Consider the following 19,381-nt stretch of genomic DNA (forward strand, 5'->3'; position numbering starts at 1 on the left):
ACAAGGCTCTACCCCTTGGACTCGTCCGTTTCGGAGGAGGCCGATCCACCCGATACCGAATCGTCGTCGGTCGCGGGGTCGTGGTGCTCCTGGAACGACGGCTCCTCGCCGCCCGGCTCCGAGCGCTCCTTCTTCGACTCCTGCGCGTCGGACTCGAGCTTGCCCGGATCGGCGTTCAGCCCGCTCGCGTTGCGGGCCTCGTCGTTTCGTTCGTTGGAATCGCTCATCGGGGTTCCCTTCGTCGCGTGTGACTCTCACGCTAAGAGGAAGCGCCCGAGCCGGCAAGCACCTACCCTGACGGCCGACTATCTGCTATCGCTTGCGCGGCTTGATGAACGGCTCCGACTGCGTCCGCTTCTCCGCCCGCTTCTCCTTCAGCGTCTTCGCCGGTGCCTTCTTGGCGTTCCGGTGTGACTTCTCAGCCATGTCACTGCCCTTTCCGTCGTCAGGCCCGTCAGGTCGACGGGGCTTGACTGAACCATACGAGGTTTCCCAGGAAAGGCAAGTCGTGCGAAATTTGCGCTGATCGGGAAAGATGCTTCTCAGGGCGCGACGACCGACTCGATCGGAAGCCCTTCGAGGAATGAGCGCATCTGGGCGAGGTGAAGGCGTTCGATACCGTGCTCGTACACGGTGGTGAGGCGAAGCGAGGGCGTTCCCGCCGTGGCCTCGGCGACGAGAGAACCGTGCGCCATGACGGCTTCGTCGTCGATCCACACGAACGGTGCGGGCGACGCTTCCTGGTCGAGGATGATGCTCTGCGCTTTCCACCAGCCGCGCCCGCGATCCATGCTGACGGCGTCGGCGTCCATGATCGCGCGGCCGCCGAACAGTCCCCCGAGCGCGGGCGCCAGCCGCGTCATCGACGCGTGCATCTCGTTCCACGTGGACAGCCACACCAGCTCGAGCGCGAATTCCGTGCGAAGCGCATCGAGCTGGTCGACAACTTCGGGCGCCCACGTCAGGGGCAGTCTGCTCATCATTCCGCCGCCGTAGTCGATCTGCACTCGAGTCGACTTGACGGACGAGAACGGCGGTTCGTCGGCGTTGATGGCACCGTCGACATCCAGGTAGAGACGCGTCGGGTTGGTGGTGCGTGGCATTGTGCTCCTTGCCCTCTGGGCTGACGACGACAGTCAAGCACGAGGTGCTGACACTGCACTGACACGGGCTAGGAAAACGCCATGAACCGGCGCGTCGCGTTTCCGGCAGGATAGGAGCATGCCCGTTCCTCTTTCCGGCACCACGGTGTCTCTCGCCGCGGGCCCTTGCCGCGCATCCATCGCCTCCGTCGGAGCGAGTCTTCGCGAACTGCTCTATGACGGCAGGGACCTCGTTCTCCCGTATGCGAAGGACCAGGTGCGGCCGAACTACCGCGGCGCGACGCTCGTGCCCTGGCCGAATCGCGTCGTGGATGGACGCTACCGCTGGGACGGGTCGGAGCATCAGCTCGCCCTCACCGAGCCCGCGCGCGGCCACGCCCTGCACGGCCTCGGCGCCTGGCTCGATTACGACGTCGTCGAGAAGACCGAGAGCGCTGCGCTGCTGCGCGCGATGATTCCCGCGCAGGACGGCTACCCGTTCGCACTCGAGATCTCCACGAGTTGGCGGCTCGACGAGCACGGATTGCACTGCGAAGTGACGGCGCTCAATGTCGGCGACGCCGACGCCCCGTTCGGCACCGGACCGCACCCGTACCTCGTGGCGGGAGAGGGCCGCGTGGACGACTGGAGCGTGACGATCCCGGCGGCATCCGTTCTCACCGTGACCGAGGACCGGCTCATCCCGATCGGCCTCTCGCCGGTCGGCGGGACGGAGTTCGACTTCCGCTCGCACCGCGGCATCGGCGACACGTTCATCGACCACGCATTCACGGACCTCGAGCGCCGCGACGGTATCGCGGAAGTGCGACTGACGGCGGCATCCGGAACCGGCGTCGCGATGACCTGGGACGGTGCGTGCCCGTGGGTCCAGGTGCACACGGCCGATCAGCCTGTCGTCGCCGACAGCCGCCTCGGCCTCGCCGTCGAGCCCATGACATGCCCGCCGGACGCCTTCAACTCCGGGACGGACCTAATCCGTCTCGCGCCCGGTGAGCAGTCGAGTGCCAGCTGGAGCATCCGCGCGCTCTGACGCGCGGATAGGCGATCGTCTTCGGCGCCGCAACCCCCTACACGCTCACCGGAAGCACGGCATACAGTCGCTGGAGTTCCGGCGCGCGGATCTCCCGTGCGCGGATTCCGAGTTCAAGGAGGGCACGATGAGCACCATCCAGGACACCGAGCAGGTAGGCGTCCCGCTGACCGTCGCATACAACCAGTGGACGCAGTTCGAGTCGTTTCCGCAGTTCATGTCGAACGTCGACTCCGTGACGCAGGTCGATGACACGCACAACCATTGGAAGGTGACGATCGGCGGCGTCGAGCGCGAGTTCGACACGGTCATCACCGAGCAGATTCCCGACGAGCGCATCGCGTGGCGCACAACCGAGGGTCCCGAGCACGGCGGCGTCGTGACGTTCTTCCGCGTCGCGGACGACGAGACGCGCGTGCACCTCGAGATGACGTGGGAGCCGGAGGGCTTCACGGAGAAGGCGGGAGCGGCGCTTCAGCTCGACGACATGGCGGTGAAGAAGGACCTCGGGAAGTTCAAGGAGCTGATCGAGTCCAACGGCTTCGAGACCGGCGCGTGGCGCGGCGAAGTCGACCGCGACGCCGACGCTACCGGGCGCTGAGCCGCCGCAGTCAGGGAGAAGCCCGGCGCATCGGACAACCCACGATGCGCCGGGCTCGACTGTGCGGCTAGGCCGTTGTCACCGCGACCTCGACCACGGCCCACGAGAGAGCCGGCAGCCGCAGGGTGACCGCGGAGCCCTCGACGGAGACGCCCTCGAGCGGCGTGAGACCGACGCGCTCGGCGTCCTGCGTGTTGCTCGAGAAGCGGTCGCCGCCCTCGGGCACCGTGAGCACTTCGGCACGGGTGATGGCGGATGCCGCGAAGCCGCCGAGCTTCACGGAGACGTCGGCTGTCTCGTCGAGTCCGCGGTTCGCGAGGAACAGGGCGAGCCTCCCGCTCTCCTCATCCCACGTGGCGCTCACGTCCACGGCATCCGCATCACCGTACTTGGCCGTATCGATGCGGTCGCTCGTGACGGCCGTGCGCAGGATGCTGCCGCGTGCGAGCTGAGACATGCGGGCGAACGGCCAGAAGATGCTCTGCCGCCACGCGGCGCCGCCCTCTTCGCTGCGGATCGGCGCGATGACGTTCACGAGCTGCGCCTGGTTCGCGATCGTGACGCGGTCGCCGTGGCGCAGCAGCGAGTTGAGGAAGGTTCCGACGACGACGGCGTCTGTGACGTTGTACTCGTCTTCGATGAGCCGCGGGTGCTTCCGCCACTGCTTGCCGACGTTGTGCGGCTGATCAGGGGTGTCGAGCCCTGTCTGGTACCACACGTTCCACTCGTCGAACGAGAGGTTGATGCGCTTTCGCGACTTGCGCTTGGCGCCGACGGCGTCGGCAGTGGAGATCACGGACTCGATGAAGTAGTCCATGTCGACAGCGGTGGCGAGGAAGCTCTTCGCGTCGCCGTCGTGCTCCTGGTAGTAGGCGTGCAGGGAGAGGTAGTCGACTTCGTCGTAGACGTGGCCGAGCACCGTGTACTCCCACTCGCCGAACGTCGGCATGCCCGAACCCGAGCTGCCGACGGCGACGAGCTCGATCGACGGGTCGACGAGCTTCATCGCCTTCCCCGCCTCCTGCGCGAGGCGGCCGTACTCGTCGGCGGTCTTGTGGCCGATCTGCCACGGCCCGTCGAGCTCGTTGCCGAGGCACCACACTTTGATGTCGAACGGGTCCTCCGCTCCGTTCTCGCGTCGCAGGTCGCTCCACGCCGTGCCGGCCGGGTGGTTCGCGTACTCGACGAGCGCGCGAGCGGCATCCACTCCCCTCGTGCCGAGGTTGATGGCCTCCATGACCTCGACGTCGGCCTCGCGCGCCCACTCGACGAATTCGTGCAGCCCGAACGCGTTGGTCTCGATCGTGTGCCAGGCGCCGTCGATGCGTGTCGGTCGCTCGTCGACGGGGCCAACGCCGTCTTCCCAGTTGTAGCCCGAGACGAAGTTGCCGCCCGGATAGCGCACGATCGTCGGTCCGAGCTCGCGAACGAGCTCAAGCACGTCCCGGCGGAAGCCCCGCTCGTCGGCGCTCGGGTGGCCCGGCTCGAAGATGCCGGTGTAGACGCAGCGGCCCATGTGCTCGACGAACGAGCCGAAGAGGCGGCGCGGAACCTCCCCGACGGTGAAGTCGCGGTCGATGGTGATGCGGGCGGTGCTCATGTAACTCCTTGTTTCTGGGGGTGGTCTGGCCGGGCGTCACTGGCCGCCGAAGCCGGTGGTCGCGATGCCCTTGATGATCTGGCGTTGGAAGAAGAGGAAGACGATGATGAGCGGCAGCGCGGCGAGGATCGCCATTGCCATGTTCTGCGCGTACTGGATGCCGTAGGCGCTCTTCACCGTCTGCAGGCCGACCGGCAGCGTCATGAGCGACGGGTCGTTGATGACGATGAACGGCCAGAGGAAGTTGTTCCATGCCCAGACGAAGACGAAGATCGAGACGGCGGCGAGAATGGGACGCGACAGGGGAAGCACGATCGACCAGAACACGCGCAAGCGACTGGCGCCGTCCACGCGCGCGGCCTCCTCGAGCTCCACCGGAATCTGGTCGAAGAACTGCTTCAGGATGAGCACGATGATCGGCTGCACGACTTGCGGAAGCATGAGCCCCCACGCCGTGTCGACGAGGTTCATCGCGAGCATCTCGTAGAACAGCGGCACGATGAGCACTTGCGGCGGAACAGCGATGGCCGCGATCACGAGCACGAACACGGCTTTGTTGCCCCGGAACCGCAGGCGCGAGAACGCATAGGCCGCGAGCGCGGCCGCGGCCACGGTGATGAGGGTCACGAGGGCCGAGGTGTACAGGCTGTTCCACGCCCAGATCGGCACGTTGCCCTCGGCGAGCACCTTCGCGTACGCCGCGAAGGTGTATCCGTGTTCGGGGAACAGCGTCGCCGACCCTGCGGCATCCGTCTCTGTCTTGAGCGACGTGACGATGGCCCAGAAGAACGGCAGCAGCCAGGCCACGGCGAGCACGATGAGAACCACGAGCGCGGCGATCCCCGCTGCGCCCAGCTTCGTCCGTCGACGTGGAGCGTTGGATGCCGCTTTGCGAGCGGCCGCGGGAACGGTCATGTGTTCGGTCATTGTCGACATGTCATGCGCTCCTTCGCGCCGTGATGCGGAACTGGATCACCGAGACGATGATGATGAGGACGAAGAAGATGTAGGAGATCGCCGAGGAGTAGCCGAAGCGGAACCCCGTGAACCCGGACTCGAAGATGTACTGGATCGCCGAGCGGGTCGTGCCGGCGGGACCTCCCGAGGTCATCTGGTAGATCTGGTCGAACACCTTGAGCGAGGCGAGGATCTGCAGCAGAACCACCATGACGGTGGTCGAGCCGAGCTGCGGCACGGTGATCGAGAACAGCGTGCGCCAGCGGCCCGCCCCGTCGAGCGAGGCGGCCTCGTACTGGTGCTCGGGAATGTTCTGCAGCGCGGCGAGGTAGAGCAGGAAGTTGAAGCCGATCGTCCACCACACGGTCGTGACCACGACGGAGAGCATCGCGAGGTTCGGATCCTGCAGCCACGTGACCGGGTCCACGCCGAACCAGCCGAGGATGGCGTTGAACAGGCCGAGCTGCGGGTTGTAGAGCCACACCCAGATGAGCGAGACGACCGTCGACGCGAGCAGGTACGGCATGAAGAACGACAGCCGCCACAGCCACTGCCCCGGCAGCCCCGTGTTCACAAGCAGCGCGAGCGCGAGCGAGATCACGACGAGCGGGATGGTGCTGAGCACCGTGAACCACACGGTGTTGAGCATCGAGCGCCACATGTCGGCGTCGCCGAGCGCCTCGGCGTAGTTGTCCAGGCCGATGAGGTCGCCACCGGCGCCCGTGAGGCTCTGGTTGGTGAAGCTCAAGTAGATGCCCCACAGCACGGGCACGAGCATGAACAGAATGAACAGGATGCCGAACGGGGCGATGAACGCCCAGCCGGCTAGCCCGTCACGCGGTCTGCCCGCACGCGACGCGCGGACGGTCGCCGCGGTGTCGGGGAGCACGTTTCGAGCGGTTGCCGTCGTCACAGCGAGACTCCTTCGTCGTGGCGCAGCGCCGCGCGCTGCCGGATTGCGGGGCTCATGCCGTCACCGGGTTCGGCTTGGCGAGCAGAGTGTTGATGCGCGTGATGAACGACGTGAACCCGGCTTCGGGAGTCGTGCTGCCGAGCATGACGCCCTGGATCGCGTCGAGGAAGTACGTCTGGAAGTCGGATCCCGACCCCGTGAACCACGCCGGCGGGTCGTAGTTGATCAGGTCAGCGGCGTTCGCGTAGTGCGCCTGCGGGATGAGCTCGTCATACGCGGGGTCCTCGATGACGGGCAGATAGGCGGGGATGTGCCCGGCGCCGGCCCAGTCAATCGACCCTTTCAGGAGGGTCGCCATGAATTCGTAGGCCGCTCGCCGCTTCGTCTCGTCGGGGTTGGACTGGTGCGGCAGCACGAAGGTGTGCGAGTCGGCGTACACGGCCGGCGTGCCGTAGAGCGTCGGGATGATCGTCGCATCGAACGGGATGCCCGCGTCCTGCATCGTCCGCAGCTCCCAGACCCCCGAGAACAGCATGCCGCTCTTCTGGCCGGCGAACTCGGCGATGCCGTTGTTGATGTCGCCGTTCTTGGCGGCAATCTTCCCGTCCACGAGCCTGGTCATGAACTTGAGCGACTCGAGAGCGGCATCCTCGTCGTATTCCGCGGGCTTGCCGGTCTCGAGCACCATGTCGGCGCCGTGCTGGCGATAGAGCGTGTAGAACAGCCGCCACAGCTGCGCGCCGTCGTTGAGGTATCCCCAGGAGAGGCCGTGCTGCCCGGTGACCGCTTGCATCTCAAGGGCCATGTCGACGAACTCGTCCGGCGTCGACGTCTCGATGAGGGTGCCGTCCGAGGTCAGGACGCCGGCCTTGTCGGCGATGTCGGTGTTGAAGAACGTGATGAACGGGTGCGAGTCGAGGGCGACCGAGTAGAGCCTGCCGTCGGTGAACCCCTTCTCCCAGATCCGCGGCTTGAACGTGTCTTCCGTGACGTCGAATTCGGCGAGCAGGTCGAGGTCCCACGGGTCGAGCAGGCCGCCGGGCGCCCAGCCCGTCACGCGGCTCGCGTGCATGATCGCGAGGTCGGGGGCGCGACCGCCGGCGGACGCCATGGCGAGCTTCGTGTAGTACGGGGCACCCCAGGCGAGCACGGTTTGCTTCACGCTGACGTCGCCGAGCTTCTTCTCGACGTCGGCGACGAGGGTCGCCATGGTGATGCCGTCGCCGCCGCTCAGCAGGTGCCAGTACGAGATGTCGGTGATTCCGGATGCCGCGGCGGTCGAGCTGCATCCGGCGAGGGCCGGTGCGGCGAAGGCGCCGCCGAGAAGAGCGGCCGTGCCCGCGAGCAGGTGCCGCCGCGAGAGCGGCGGACCGCTGCGCGCGTGAGGTCGAAGAGGGGTCATGTACGTCACTCCTTTGTGGGTGGGCACCATCATTACATCGATGTAATCAAGCGCGCAAGAGTGATTCCCGAATAGCCCGGCGCGCGGTTCAGCGGGTGCTCGCCCGTTCGATGATGCGATACGGCAGGCCGACCCGCTCGGGCGCGAGCCGCTGATCGGCGATGCGCCGCTCCAGCCGCTCGATCGCGAGCCGCGCGAGCTCGTGCCTGTCGAAGCCCACCGTCGTGAGCGCCGGCACGGCGTGCGGGCTGTCGGTCGTGTCATCGAATCCTGCGACCCGCACATCGTCGGGCACGCGATATCCGCGCTCCCACAGCACGCCGAGCACGCCGAACGCCATCGTGTCGGTGAAGCAGAACACGGCATCCGGCGCCCGATTCTCCGCATCGAGATACGCGGCCATGGCGGATGCCGCTCCCGCGGACGTCCACTCGGCACAGCCGATCTCGAGCGACTCGTCGAGCGGAATGCCGGCCTCCCGAAGCGCCTGTCGATAGCCCGTCACGCGCGAGCGCGCCGTCGCCGTCTGGAACCCGCCGACCGGGGAGCCGACGACGGCGATGCGGCGGCAGCCCCGTTCGATCAGGTGCTGCGTCATCTCGTGCGCCGAGGCGACGCTGTCGACGCCGACCTGGTCGACGAGGCTCTGCTCCACTTCGCCGATGAGCACGAGCGGCGGAAGCGCGTCGACCTTCGCGATGACGCTGTCTTCGAGCGTGACCGGGTTGAGAATCAGTCCGTCGACGAGGTGTGCGCGCGCCCTCGAGAGCAGCTCGAGCTCCCGCTCGGGCTCGGCGCCGGTCTGCTCGATCTGGATCGCCCAGCCGCGCTCGTGCGCGACCTCGACGAACGCGCCCATCGTCTCCGCCGAATACTGCGTCGCGAGGTGCGGCAGCGCGAGCGCGAGCACTCCCGAGCGGCCGTTGCGCAGGCCGCGAGCGCTGAGGTTCGGAACGTAGTCGAGCTCCGCCATCGCCGCCTCGACGCGCTCACGCGTCTCGGGCCGCACGAACACGACGCCGTTGATGACGTTCGACACCGTCTTCGGCGACACACCGGCCCGCTCGGCCACGTCACGCATTGTCGCTCGCACCGTTTCAGCCTAACCGTGCGGGCGCCCGCCACCGGCGGAGAGCGCGGCGCAGCGCACCTCCCCTGCCGGATCGCGGGGCACCGGCTCTTCGTTCTGCAATTCCCCCGCGCGCGCCGGCGTGTCGGGCCTCGCCGCCGGCGTGTCGCCCGAAATTGCAGAACGAAGCAGCCCGACCGCGTCCGCTGTCGGGCCCGCAGGGCTCGCGCGACGTGGCCAAAGCCGCGAGAATCAACGCATGACTCGCGTGCTCTACATCGGCGGAACCGGAACCATCAGCTCGGCGTGCGTCGCGCGCTCCCTCGAGCTCGGCCACGAGGTGACCGTGCTGAACCGCGGGCACGCGAGCCCACGACCCGTTCCCGGCGGGGTCGAGCAGCTCACGGGAGACGCCGGCTCGGCGGCATCCCTCACCGAGGCCCTCGGCGACCGTGAGTTCGACGCCGTCGCCCAGTTCGTCGCGTTCAGTCCCGAGCACGTCGCTGCCGACGTCGAGTTCTTCGCCGGCCGCACGGGCCAGTACGTGTTCATCAGCACGGCATCGGCGTACCAGAAGCCCCCGTCGCGGCTGCCCGTCACCGAGTCCACGCCGCTGCGCAACCCGTTCTGGCAGTATTCCCGCGACAAGATCGCCGGCGAGGACGTTCTCGTTCACGCGTATCGCGAGTCCGGCTTCCCGATGACGATTGTCCGTCCCTCGCACACCTACGACCGCACGCGGCTGCCGACCCTCGGCGGCTGGACCGACATCGCCCGCATGCGCGCCGGCCAGCCCGTCATCGTGCACGGCGACGGCACGAGCCTGTGGACCGTCACCCACAACACCGACTTCGCCGTCGGCTTCGCGGGGCTGCTCGGCAACCCCTTCGCGCTCGGCGAGGCGTTCACGATCACGTCCGACCATGCGCCGACGTGGAACCAGATCTACGAGTGGCTTGCGGATGCCGCCGGCGCGACGTGCGACATCGTGCACGTGGCCTCCGACCGCATCACCGCCGAGCTGCCCGACCTCGGGCCCGGACTGCTCGGCGACAAGGCGCACTCGATGGTCTTCGACACGAGCAAGCTGCGCTCCCTCGTACCGGAGTTCCGCACGAGCATTCCCTACTGGCAGGGCGCCCGCGAGCAGATCGCGTGGTTTGACGCGCACCCCGACAGGCAAGCGACGGATGCCGCGCTCGACGCCGCCTTCGACCGCCTCGTCGCGTCCGCCCGCGCGTGATCGGACGCCGTGCGAGAAGCGCGGCATCATAACCCCCGATCGGCCGAATTCCAGCCCCTAGTTGCCGCCAATCGGCGCGCGTAGCGTGTCCAACCACGATCCCAGGCGAGATTGGCGAAGTGTTCTCGTCACGGGGGATCAGAGTGCGACATAAGCCCGGAGGCCGGGCTGCTTCAGGGGAAGGACCACCATGTCGAACACCCATTCATCAACGCCGGGCGCGGGAGGCGAGAGCACGGCCGACACGGCCAAGCAGCAGGCGTCGCAACTCGGCAGCGACGCCGTCGACGCGGGCAAGGACGTCGGCGCCGTCGCGAAAGACGAGGCCGGCGGCGTCGCCCAGGAGGCGAAGTCGGAGGCCAAGGACCTGCTGCACGAGGCGCGCGGCGAGCTGCGTGACCAAGCCGCGCAGCAGCAGCAGCGAGTCGCGGGCGGGCTCCGCTCCGTCGGCGACGAACTGCACAGCATGGCCAGCAGCTCGGAGAACGGCGGAGTCGCGACCGACCTGGTCAGGCAGGCCGCGTCGAAGACGAAGGACCTCGCGTCGTGGCTCGACGAACGCGATCCCGGCTCCCTCCTCGAGGAGGTCAAGAGCTTCGCCCGACGCCGGCCCGGGGTCTTCATCGGCGTCGCAGCCGTCGCGGGCGTCGTCGCCGGCCGCCTCACTCGCTCGATCGCCAGCGGTGGTTCGAGCGGCTCTACGAGCGGTTCCGCAGCGGGGGTGTCCGGGAGTTCCCCGGCCCACGCGGCGAGGACTCCGAACATCGGCACGCCGGCCGAACCCGCCATCCCGAGCGAGGCGGAGCGTGCGGTCCCGCCCGCTCCCGTCGGCGAGGCGACGAATCCGGCTCACGAGGCGCCCACGCCGCCGACGCCGCCAGCGCCCCCTGCTCCCCCGCCGAGCCGGGCCGAAGAGGCGTACACGGCGCCGGATTCCGGTTTCCTTCCGCCGCGCGAATCGCGGGACGGAGAGCAGCCATGACAGATCCGAACCTCGACCCCGGCGCAACGCCGTCGGAGGAGAAGGCGGCGCACACATCGCTCGGCGACCTGCTCGGTGAAGTGAGCCGCGACGTCTCCGAGCTCATGCGCCAGGAAGTCGAGCTGGCAAAGGCCGAGATCAAGCAGTCCGCGACGCGAGCGGGAAAGGGCGCCGGACTCTACGGCGGCGCCGGCTACGCCGCGATGATGGCTGTGCTGTTCCTCTCCATCGCAGCCTGGTGGGGTCTCGGCCACCTCATCGACAACGGCTGGTCCGGAGTCGTGATCGCGGTGATCTGGGGCATCATCGCGCTCGTGCTCTTCCTCATGGGGAAGAAGAAGTTCGAATCGGTGAAGGGCGCTCCCCAGACCGTCGACACCGTCAAGGAAATACCCGACGCATTGAAGCGAAATGAGGAGAACCGATGACTGCCGAAGATCCGAACGTGATTCGGTCGAATATTGAGGCGACTCGTGGCGAGCTGAGCCGCGATGTCGACGCGCTCGCCGACAAGGTGTCGCCGTCGAAGGCGATGCACCGGCAGACGGACAAGGTGAAGGGCGCGATGCGGCGCGTGAGCGACAAGGTCATGGGCGCGGCATCCGATGTCTCTGACTCGGTTTCGGACACGGCGTCCGAGACCGGGGAGAGCATTTCGGACCTGTCGCACCGCGCTGTGCACAAGGCGGAGGGAAACCCCCTCGCCGTCGGACTCATCGCCTTCGGCGTGGGCTGGCTCGCAGCCTCGCTGATTCCCGCGAGCTCGGCGGAGAAGGAGGCGGGCGCCGCCATCAAGGAAACCGCGCAGCCGCTTGTTCACGAGGTCACCGACGCGGCGAAGGATATGGCGCAGAACCTCAAGGAGCCTGCTCAGGACGCCGTGGAGAACGTCAAGCAGTCGGCGCAGGATGCGGCTGAGGAGGTGAAGTCGGAGGCCTCGTCGGCAGCATCCGACATGAAGGCTGAGGCGAACGACGCGAAGCACAGCGTTCAGGACGCGTCGCAGAACCAGCAGTAGGCGCATGAGGCACGAGGACCGCGGATGATCCGCGGTCCTCGTTCTCGACTCAGAGCAGCCGGGCGAGCGGGCTGGCCTCGAGCTGTTCGTGCAGCTCGGCGACGTCGGCGTACACCGCGACGGCGCCCGCGTCGTCGAGCTCCGCACGCGAGACGCCGCCGCTGAGAACCCCGATGCACGGCAGTCCGGCGCGCGAAGCGGCTTCGACATCCCATACCGTGTCGCCCACGACGACGCTCGCGGATGCCGCCGCACCGACTTTCTGCAGGGCGACCTCGAAGATGTCGGGCCGCGGCTTCGCTTCCTTCACGTCGGAGCTCGCCGTGAACTGCGCGATGAACTTCTCGGCGTCGAGCACCTCGCGCAGCATCCCGAGTTCTTCGGGCTGGGCGGACGTCGCGAGCACGACGTCGACGTCGCGCTCCGACAAGTCGCGCAGCAGGTCTCGTGCGCCGTCGAACGCGCGCAAGCGGGGCCTCATGTCGCGGTAGTACTTCGAGTGGAGTTCCTTGACGGTGTCCGCATGCTCGTCGACCGCGTCGCCGAGCAGTGTCTCGAGCAGCGTGTCACCGTCCATGCCGATCGACCGGTGGATGCGCCACTCGTCGATCTCGACGCCGACCTCGGCGAAGGCGTGCGACCACGCCTCCACGTGCAGGTAGTTGGAGTCGACGAGAGTTCCGTCGATATCGAAGAGCGCCGCTCCGTGCGCGGATTCGTTCACCATGTGCCCAGTGAATCCCGCTCGGGAGGCCGGGGCAAGGGGTTGTGCTCGCTACAGCCGGCCGCACTGGCCGAACGCCGTGCCGCCCACGCGGTTGCCGCCTCCCGCGACGTCAGCGTTGCCGGTGCAGTTGAGGTCGCCGTCGATCGTGTTCTTCTCCACCGTGCCGCGCTTGCCGCCGTCGACGGTGAGGGTCGCGCCGACCGTGCTCCCGGAGACGACGACGTCGCTGTTGCCCGTCATCTGCAGGTCGCCCGAGACGGTGCTGCCGGTGACGACGACGTTGTCCGCGCCCGTGACGTTCACGCTCCCCGTCACCGTGACCTCGTCGAGGGTGAGCTGTCGGATGCCGGTGAACATGACGTCGCCGTGGATGTCGGCGCCCGTGAGCACGCACTCATCGTCAGCTGATCGCTTCGCCGCGGCGCACAGCTCGTTCGCGCTTTCCTCGCCGACGGCGACATCGGTCGCCGCGGGCGGCAGGCTGTGCGGGACGGAGGGTGTCCGGGTCGGCCCCGGATGCGTCGCGGCGGGTGCGCAGCCGGCGAGCGCGATGGCGCCGAGAGCGGAGAGCGCGATGGCGATTGCGTGACGGCGAATGAGTGTCCTCCCTCATCGAAGCAGGCAAAACGAAAGCGGCCCACCGGAGTGGACCGCTCTCAACTGTCTCAACACAGAGTGCGCCACGAGGGATTCGAACCCCCAACCTTCTGATCCGTAGTCAGATGCTCTATCCGTTGAGCTAGTGGCGCATGACCGGCGAGCCTCTGCTTGCTGGCCGTAGTCGAGAATACATCACCGGCACCCGTCCGCGCCAATCGAACGCACGCCGCGCACAGCGGGCGCACAAGGAAGAGCGCGACTCGGTACGCTCGAAGAAGCGCTGCCCTCGCAGCACCCCCGAGCCGAAGGAGACCCGGTGATCGACGAGCGATTCGACGCCCCCGTACCCGAAACCCACCAGCCGTACGTCGCGGCAGCCGACCGTTACACGCACCACGGCTACCGCCGTGTGGGCGAGAGCGGGCTCTTGCTTCCGCCGATCTCGCTCGGCCTCTGGTACAACTTCGGGGACAACAAGCCGTTCGACGGACAGCGGGAGCTGCTGCGCCATGCCTTCGACCGCGGAATCACGCACTTCGATCTGGCGAACAACTACGGCCCGCCCTACGGCAGTGCGGAAGAGAACTTCGGGCGCATGATGCGAGGCGACTTCAAGCCGTACCGGAACGAGCTCATCCTGTCGACGAAGGCCGGCTGGGACATGTGGCCAGGACCGTACGGCGTCTTGGGCACACGCAAGTACATGCTCGCGAGCCTCGATGAGTCGTTGCAGCGCATGTCCGTCGACTACGTCGACATCTTCTATTCGCACCGCGCCGACCCCAGCACGCCGGTCGCCGAGACGATCGGCGCGCTCGACACGGCCATCCGCCAGGGCAAGGCGCTGTACGCCGGAATCTCGTCCTACTCCCCCGAGCGCACGCGCGAAGCGGTCGAGGTCGCGCGTTCACTCGGCACGCCGCTCGTCATCCATCAGCCCTCGTATTCGCTGCTGAACCGCTGGATCGAGGACGGACTCACGCAGACGCTCGCCGAGTCGGGCATGGGATCGATCGGCTTCACGCCGCTCGCCCAGGGCCTGCTCACCGACAAGTTCCTCGGCGGCCGGCACGAGGAGCACGCGACCAAGCGACGGTCGTTCAACGAGAGGATGCTGTCGGAGGACAACCTGCGTCGGCTGGAGGGTCTCAACGCGATAGCCGCTGACCGAGGCCAGTCGCTTGCGCAGATGGCCATCGCGTGGGCGCTGCGCACCGTCACGTCGGCGCTCATCGGCGCTTCGCGCACGGAGCAGATCGACGAGAACCTCGCCGCTCTCGACAACCTCGAGTTCAGCGACGAGGAGCTGCGACGCATCGACGAGTTCGCAGGGGACGCGGGCGTCAACATCTGGGCGACCTCAAGCGACCTGTAGGGGGCACTCTCCGTCCACAGCCGGGCCGCGCAGAAGTTATCCACAACCGGGGATTTCGTCGCGCTCCGGTGAGCTTGGAATGTCGGTGGCCCACGGCAGAATGTGGGCATGGAAACACCAGCGCATGGCGGCGTCGTCGAGGTCGCGGCGGTCGCCGCGGACTCGGCGGCACGCTTGCGCGAAGCCGTCCCGCATACCGCGGCAGCGGCATCCGATCACCGACTTCTCGACGCCGTCGCGCGCGTCGCCGAACTCGGCAGGGCCTGCCAGCTCGCGATGGGGGTGCTCGCCGCGGAGGTGGCGACGCGCTCCGCGCGGGTTGACGGCATCGACACGCTCGCGACGCGGAACGGGCAGAAGGACGCGGCCGGCCTGCTGCAGCTCGCCGGCCGCGTCTCCCGCGACGCTGCCCGCCGCTACCTCGCGTACGGCGAGGCCATCGTCGACCGCGATGCGCTCACCGGAGCGCCTCTGCCGCCGCGATGGGAACGGGTGTCCGAGGCGGCATTCGCCGGCGAGGTGGACGCCGAGGCCGTGGTTCCGGTGCTCCGGCACCTCGAAGAGGTTCGGCTCTCCGCCGATTCCGATCTGCTGGACGCCGCGGAATCCGGCATGATGCGCATCGCCTCCCAGGGCACGCCCGAGTACACGGGGCAGCAGATGCGCGTGTGGAAGGAAGCCCTCGATCCCGACGGCGCACGCCCGCGCGAAGAGAAGCAGCGCCGCTCTCGGTTCTTCCGCATCGGCCGGGAGAACTCGGAGGGCATGACGCCGGTGAGGGGACTTCTTACTCCGGAAGCCGGGGCGCACTTGCGAACCGCTCTCTCGACGTTCACAAATCCGCGCGTCTCGCGGGTCGCGTTCCCGACCGAAGCGGAGCAGCAGAAGATCGATGAGTTGGAGGCGGCGCTGCCCGATGGGGTCGGCACGTACGATCTCGATCCCCGCACGCGCGACCAGAAGCTCCACGACATTCTCGACGGCCTCATCACGAGCGGACACCGCGCGGCGGCGAGCGGTGGCGACAACCGGCGCACGATGACGCAGCTGATCGCGACGATCGGTCTCGACGAGCTGCGCTGCGGCGACGGAGTCGCGTGGGTAGACGGAATGTCGGAGCCTCTCGGCCCGGCCACGACCGAACGCATTCGCTGCGACCAGGGGTTTCGCACTCTGCTTCTCGGCGACGAAGGGGAAGCGCTGTGGCTGGGCAAGAAGCGCGAGATGTTCACGCGCAAGCAGAAGCTCGCAATCGCCGCTCGCGACGGCGGCTGTGCCTGGCCGGGCTGCGATGCTCCAGCGGAATGGTGCGAAGTGCACCACGTCACCTACCGCCGCAACGGCGGCACGACGGACATCGACAACGGCATCCTCCTCTGCGGCCCGCACCACCACGTGCTGCACGCTCAGGACTGGGACATCCGCATGAGCGAGGGCGTGCCGTATCTGCGACCTCCCGCGTATCTGCACCGAGGAGATGGCCAGATCAGGCTCGGCCAGAACCGCGTCCGCGAGGTTCGGCGACTACGGCGCCAGCGCCGCCGCGCCAACTCCGGCTCGGCGAAGGGCGCCGACCCGCCCGACACGGGATGAGCGTGCGGTGCAGCACCGGCTGCGCGAGACGGAGAGCGTGAATCTCATCACATCAATCGAGGAACGCTACGCGGCCGCGCGCTGCGCCTCGAGAGCGACTCGACGGTCGACGTGGCGCACACCGGCCCACGCGCCGGCAGCGGCCAGAACCGCGGCGATGAGCACGAGCACGAGCATCGGCACGGGGACGAGCATGGCGGCTCCCTGCACGAGCCACACGCCGAAGGCGAGTGCCACGATGCCGGTCGCGGCACCGAGAGCGGCAGCGCGATCGCGGTGCGGACTCCAGCCATAGCGGTTGTTCACGATGATGGCGACGACTCCCGTGAACTCGGAAGCGAGAGCGACGATCGCTCCGGCCGTCGCGACAGCCGCGATGCCGACCGGCAGCAGATCGGCGGCGACGTTGTCGCCCGCGAGCACGGAGGGCAGGATGCCCACCGCGCCGACGAGGGCGCCGAGCACGGCCCCGAGGATGACCCCGAGAAAGGCGACTCTGCCGTACCGCACCATGACTTAAGCGTACGCACGACGCTGTCGCACGGTATCCCGTCTTCGGGCGACACGCCGGGGAGTTTTCTGCCGTCGGCTACACTTGTCAGCCTGAAGGGGAGTAGTTCCCACTGCCCGGCTCACCGGGTGAAGCGGACTGTCGACATACTGGTGCCCGTTGGCGGGCGCCCGGCAGGCCACCCGCGGAAGCGGGCGAGCGAGACCTTCGGCCGATAATGGCCGGACCCTCCACATTCTTCCGGCCATACGACCAGGGAGAACACCGTGACCGACACTCATCTGCCGGCTGAGCCGGAGCCCTCGGCATCCGACATTCGTCGCTGGCGCCAGTACCTCGCCGACGAGCGAGCCGAGGCCGCCGTGTACGCCGAGCTCGCGAGCAGACGGCACGGCGAGGAGCGCGCCATCCTGCTCGGACTCGTCGACGCCGAGCGCCGACACGAGGCGCACTGGCTGCGGCTGCTCGGTCCGCACGTGGGGCTTCCCCTTCGCACGAAGCTGCGCACCCGGCTCCTCGGCTTCTTCGCCCGCCGGTTCGGCTCCATCTTCGTTCTCGCGCTCATGCAGCAGGCGGAGTCGCGCTCGCCGTACGGCGACGATGCGGATGCCACAGTCGCGATGGCCGCCGATGAGCAGATCCACGAGGAAGTGGTGCGGGGTCTCGCCGCCCGCGGCCGGACGAGCCTGTCGGGAACTTTCCGCGCCGCCGTGTTCGGCGCGAACGACGGACTCGTCTCGAACCTCGCCCTCGTGATCGGCATGGCGGCGACCGGAGTGTCGAACAGCATCGTGCTCGCCGCCGGAATCGCGGGTCTGCTCGCGGGAGCGCTCTCGATGGGCGCCGGCGAGTACGTCTCCGTGCGGTCTCAGCGCGAACTGCTGAGCGCGACGCTGCCCAATCCCGGCACTCACGCGATCCTGCCGAACCTCGACGCCGAGGCGAACGAGCTCGCGCTCGTCTACCGCGCCCGCGGCATGGCTCCGGCCGACGCCGAAGCCCACGCGCGTGAGCGGCTCTACGGTCTCGAGTGCGTGCACGGTGACGATCCGGCCGTGACGCGCGCCGCCTCGCACGACGACGCAGACGCTCACGCGGCCGTCGGCTCCGCGTGGTACGCCGCGTTCTCGAGCTTCTGCTTCTTCTCGTCGGGTGCCATCATTCCCGTCATTCCGCTGTTCTTCGGGCTCACGGGACTCGCGGCGATTCTCGTCGCGGCGATTCTCGTCGGCGTCGCCCTCATGCTGACCGGCGCGGTGGTCGGCGTCCTCTCGGGAGCTCCGCCGCTCAAGCGCGCGGTGCGTCAGCTCGCGATCGGCTTCGGCGCGGCCGCCGTCACCTACGTTCTCGGGCTGCTGTTCGGCACGCAGGTGGGCTGACGCGCCCGATCAGCGCCGACCGCGCGGATGCTTGCGGCTCCCGCCGCGCCGCGCCGCCGTGCGACGCGCGTGCTTGCGCTCCCGCGCGTCTTCGGCGGCCTTGCGCGCTTCAGCCTTCTTCTCGGCCCCGCGCCGCGCCGCCGCCTCCTTCTGCGCCGTCGCGGCTTCGCTCGTTCTCGTGCTGCGCGCCGATCGACCGCGGACGACGCCGATGAACTGCTCGATCAGCGGGTCGTCCTCGCGCTCGACGAGCCAGGCGAGTCCGATCTGCGTTTCCGGCACATCGACGACGGGCCGGCGGATCACGTCCTTGCGTTCGAACTGCCGGGCGACCGAGAGCGGGACGATGACGATTCCCGCGCCCGTCGACACGAGTTCGATCGCGCCCCTCGGCGTCATCGGCGGAACGGCGATGCGCGTTCCCTCCGCGATCTCGCGTGCGATCGCTCGCCATTCCGGCACGGCATCGGGGTCCTGCAGCAGATGCTCGTCGGCGAGATCGGCGACGACCACTTCGTCCGCCGCCGTCACGACGTGTCCCTTGGGCGCGACCACCACCTGCTGCTCGGTGTAGAGCGGGATCACGTGCAGGGCCTCCCGCGGAATCGGCAGCCGCACGAGCGCCATGTCAGCTCTTCCGTCGCGCAGCACCGCCGTCTGCTCGGACTCGTCCTCGAGCGGCACGGCGACGATCGGCACATCGGGGCGGCGCTCCGCCCAGACGCCGAACCACTTGTCGGGAGTGACGCCCGGAACGAACGCCACCCGCAGCACGCGCCCGTCAGCGGCATCCGCCGTATTCTCGACCATGGTCCTCCCTCGCGCTCGTGCCAGAGTAATACGCCGGCCGCCCGTCACGTACGCTTGAGAGCTATGAACGCACCCCAGAGCCAGTCGATGAAGGCGGCGACAGCGGCGAAGAAGCTCGGCATCCTGCTGTCAGCCGCTCCCGAGGACTTCCAGACCGGTCCTGTCACGCGCGACGAGCTGAACGCGCTTGCGCAGAACCCGCCGGAGTGGCTCGACGAACTGCGCCGCAACGGGCCGCACCCGCGGCAGGAGGTCGCGCGCAAGCTCGGCGTCTCGACCTCGGGACTCGCCCGCGGCGGCATCACGGACCCGCTGACGACCGCGCAGATCCGCGATCTTCTGCAGCAGATGCCCGAGTGGCTCGTGCACGAGCGGGCGACGCTGGCGAAGGTTCGCGAGGAGAACGCGAGAGTCAAGGCTCGGGATGCCGCCAGACGGGCCGACGCGGAGGGCGACGCGTAGAAGCGC

22 protein-coding genes and 1 tRNA gene are annotated in these 19,381 nt (G+C 68.2%); 11 read left to right on the forward strand and 12 right to left on the reverse strand.

All coding sequences use genetic code 11. The features are described from left to right. Window positions 1-8: 8 nt before the first annotated feature. Entirely contained in the window at window positions 9-227 is a 219-nt protein-coding gene (locus tag BLV49_RS03120) for a hypothetical protein (RefSeq protein WP_091179715.1), read from the reverse strand. A gap of 315 nt (window positions 228-542) precedes the next feature. Beyond that, window positions 543-1,103 (reverse strand): HAD domain-containing protein, encoded by a 561-nt coding sequence (locus tag BLV49_RS03125; protein ID WP_091179717.1) that lies wholly within the window; start codon window positions 1,101-1,103, stop codon window positions 543-545. A gap of 118 nt (window positions 1,104-1,221) precedes the next feature. On the opposite strand from BLV49_RS03125, the gene BLV49_RS03130 reads away from it, so the two are divergent. Further along, window positions 1,222-2,133: an aldose 1-epimerase family protein gene (locus BLV49_RS03130; protein WP_091179719.1), complete on the forward strand. Its 912-nt coding sequence runs from the start codon at window positions 1,222-1,224 to the stop codon at window positions 2,131-2,133. A gap of 127 nt (window positions 2,134-2,260) precedes the next feature. Further along, the gene (locus BLV49_RS03135; protein ID WP_091179721.1) at window positions 2,261-2,734 is read left to right on the forward strand and encodes an SRPBCC family protein; all 474 of its coding nucleotides are present in this window, start codon (window positions 2,261-2,263) and stop codon (window positions 2,732-2,734) included. Between the two features lie 67 nt (window positions 2,735-2,801). Here the strand turns inward: BLV49_RS03135 and arfA are convergent, their stop codons facing one another. From arfA to BLV49_RS03160, 5 genes are all read right to left on the reverse strand, one after another. Next, window positions 2,802-4,334: an arabinosylfuranosidase ArfA gene (gene arfA, locus BLV49_RS03140; protein WP_091179723.1), complete on the reverse strand. Its 1,533-nt coding sequence runs from the start codon at window positions 4,332-4,334 to the stop codon at window positions 2,802-2,804. A 36-nt stretch (window positions 4,335-4,370) separates the two neighbouring features. Further along, window positions 4,371-5,270, reverse strand: a complete 900-nt coding sequence (locus tag BLV49_RS03145; protein ID WP_091179725.1) for a carbohydrate ABC transporter permease — start codon at window positions 5,268-5,270, stop codon at window positions 4,371-4,373. A gap of 1 nt (window position 5,271) precedes the next feature. Continuing rightward, window positions 5,272-6,204 carry a carbohydrate ABC transporter permease gene (locus BLV49_RS03150; RefSeq protein WP_434061449.1) on the reverse strand — a complete coding sequence of 311 codons (933 nt, stop codon included), beginning with the start codon at window positions 6,202-6,204 and terminating at the stop codon, window positions 5,272-5,274. A gap of 52 nt (window positions 6,205-6,256) precedes the next feature. Beyond that, window positions 6,257-7,606 (reverse strand): extracellular solute-binding protein, encoded by a 1,350-nt coding sequence (locus BLV49_RS03155; RefSeq protein ID WP_091179727.1) that lies wholly within the window; start codon window positions 7,604-7,606, stop codon window positions 6,257-6,259. Between the two features lie 88 nt (window positions 7,607-7,694). Next, window positions 7,695-8,687, reverse strand: a complete 993-nt coding sequence (locus tag BLV49_RS03160) for a LacI family DNA-binding transcriptional regulator (protein WP_342706638.1) — start codon at window positions 8,685-8,687, stop codon at window positions 7,695-7,697. 247 nt (window positions 8,688-8,934) lie between these two features. Here BLV49_RS03160 and BLV49_RS03165 point away from each other — a divergent pair, with 247 nt between their 5' ends. The 4 genes from BLV49_RS03165 to BLV49_RS03180 all read left to right on the forward strand — a co-directional run bounded on the left by BLV49_RS03165 (window position 8,935) and on the right by BLV49_RS03180 (window position 11,918). After that, window positions 8,935-9,918, forward strand: a complete 984-nt coding sequence (locus BLV49_RS03165) for an SDR family oxidoreductase (protein ID WP_091179730.1) — start codon at window positions 8,935-8,937, stop codon at window positions 9,916-9,918. A gap of 190 nt (window positions 9,919-10,108) precedes the next feature. Next, complete coding sequence (locus tag BLV49_RS03170; RefSeq protein WP_091179732.1) at window positions 10,109-10,900, forward strand: hypothetical protein; 792 nt, start codon at window positions 10,109-10,111, stop codon at window positions 10,898-10,900. Beyond that, window positions 10,897-11,328, forward strand: coding sequence for a phage holin family protein (locus BLV49_RS03175; RefSeq protein ID WP_091179734.1), 432 nt, complete (start codon window positions 10,897-10,899; stop codon window positions 11,326-11,328). Before BLV49_RS03170 ends, BLV49_RS03175 begins: the two co-directional genes overlap by 4 nt. Next, window positions 11,325-11,918, forward strand: coding sequence for a DUF3618 domain-containing protein (locus BLV49_RS03180; RefSeq protein ID WP_091179736.1), 594 nt, complete (start codon window positions 11,325-11,327; stop codon window positions 11,916-11,918). Before BLV49_RS03175 ends, BLV49_RS03180 begins: the two co-directional genes overlap by 4 nt. A gap of 49 nt (window positions 11,919-11,967) precedes the next feature. Here BLV49_RS03180 and BLV49_RS03185 read toward each other — a convergent pair whose 3' ends face one another. Both BLV49_RS03185 and BLV49_RS03190 read right to left on the reverse strand, forming a co-directional pair. Next, window positions 11,968-12,645 carry an HAD family hydrolase gene (locus BLV49_RS03185; RefSeq protein ID WP_091179739.1) on the reverse strand — a complete coding sequence of 226 codons (678 nt, stop codon included), beginning with the start codon at window positions 12,643-12,645 and terminating at the stop codon, window positions 11,968-11,970. Between the two features lie 48 nt (window positions 12,646-12,693). After that, complete coding sequence (locus BLV49_RS03190) at window positions 12,694-13,035, reverse strand: hypothetical protein (protein ID WP_091179741.1); 342 nt, start codon at window positions 13,033-13,035, stop codon at window positions 12,694-12,696. On the opposite strand from BLV49_RS03190, the gene BLV49_RS16655 reads away from it, so the two are divergent. After that, on the forward strand, window positions 13,028-13,234 hold the full coding sequence (locus BLV49_RS16655; protein ID WP_143033937.1) for a hypothetical protein: 207 nt from the start codon (window positions 13,028-13,030) through the stop codon (window positions 13,232-13,234). The genes BLV49_RS03190 and BLV49_RS16655 overlap by 8 nt on opposite strands. An 87-nt stretch (window positions 13,235-13,321) precedes the next feature. Here BLV49_RS16655 and BLV49_RS03195 read toward each other — a convergent pair. After that, window positions 13,322-13,394: transfer RNA gene (locus BLV49_RS03195), tRNA-Arg, on the reverse strand. A gap of 167 nt (window positions 13,395-13,561) precedes the next feature. On the opposite strand from BLV49_RS03195, the gene mgrA reads away from it, so the two are divergent. After that, complete coding sequence (gene mgrA / locus BLV49_RS03200) at window positions 13,562-14,620, forward strand: L-glyceraldehyde 3-phosphate reductase (protein WP_091179743.1); 1,059 nt, start codon at window positions 13,562-13,564, stop codon at window positions 14,618-14,620. A gap of 108 nt (window positions 14,621-14,728) precedes the next feature. Beyond that, complete coding sequence (locus BLV49_RS03205) at window positions 14,729-16,213, forward strand: HNH endonuclease signature motif containing protein (RefSeq protein WP_091179745.1); 1,485 nt, start codon at window positions 14,729-14,731, stop codon at window positions 16,211-16,213. Between the two features lie 66 nt (window positions 16,214-16,279). On the opposite strand, the gene BLV49_RS03210 is transcribed toward BLV49_RS03205, so the two are convergent. Next, entirely contained in the window at window positions 16,280-16,726 is a 447-nt protein-coding gene (locus BLV49_RS03210; protein WP_091179747.1) for a hypothetical protein, read from the reverse strand. Between the two features lie 264 nt (window positions 16,727-16,990). Between BLV49_RS03210 and BLV49_RS03215 the strand changes: the two genes are divergently transcribed. Beyond that, window positions 16,991-18,103, forward strand: a complete 1,113-nt coding sequence (locus tag BLV49_RS03215; RefSeq protein ID WP_091179749.1) for a VIT1/CCC1 transporter family protein — start codon at window positions 16,991-16,993, stop codon at window positions 18,101-18,103. A gap of 9 nt (window positions 18,104-18,112) precedes the next feature. On the opposite strand, the gene BLV49_RS03220 is transcribed toward BLV49_RS03215, so the two are convergent. After that, window positions 18,113-18,913 carry a LysR family transcriptional regulator substrate-binding protein gene (locus BLV49_RS03220; protein ID WP_091179751.1) on the reverse strand — a complete coding sequence of 267 codons (801 nt, stop codon included), beginning with the start codon at window positions 18,911-18,913 and terminating at the stop codon, window positions 18,113-18,115. 63 nt (window positions 18,914-18,976) lie between these two features. Here BLV49_RS03220 and BLV49_RS03225 point away from each other — a divergent pair, with 63 nt between their 5' ends. Beyond that, window positions 18,977-19,375: a DUF5997 family protein gene (locus BLV49_RS03225; protein WP_091179753.1), complete on the forward strand. Its 399-nt coding sequence runs from the start codon at window positions 18,977-18,979 to the stop codon at window positions 19,373-19,375. Window positions 19,376-19,381 lie beyond the last annotated feature (6 nt).

The organism is Paramicrobacterium humi, from assembly GCF_900105715.1.
Taxonomy (GTDB): Bacteria; Actinomycetota; Actinomycetes; order Actinomycetales; family Microbacteriaceae; genus Paramicrobacterium; species Paramicrobacterium humi.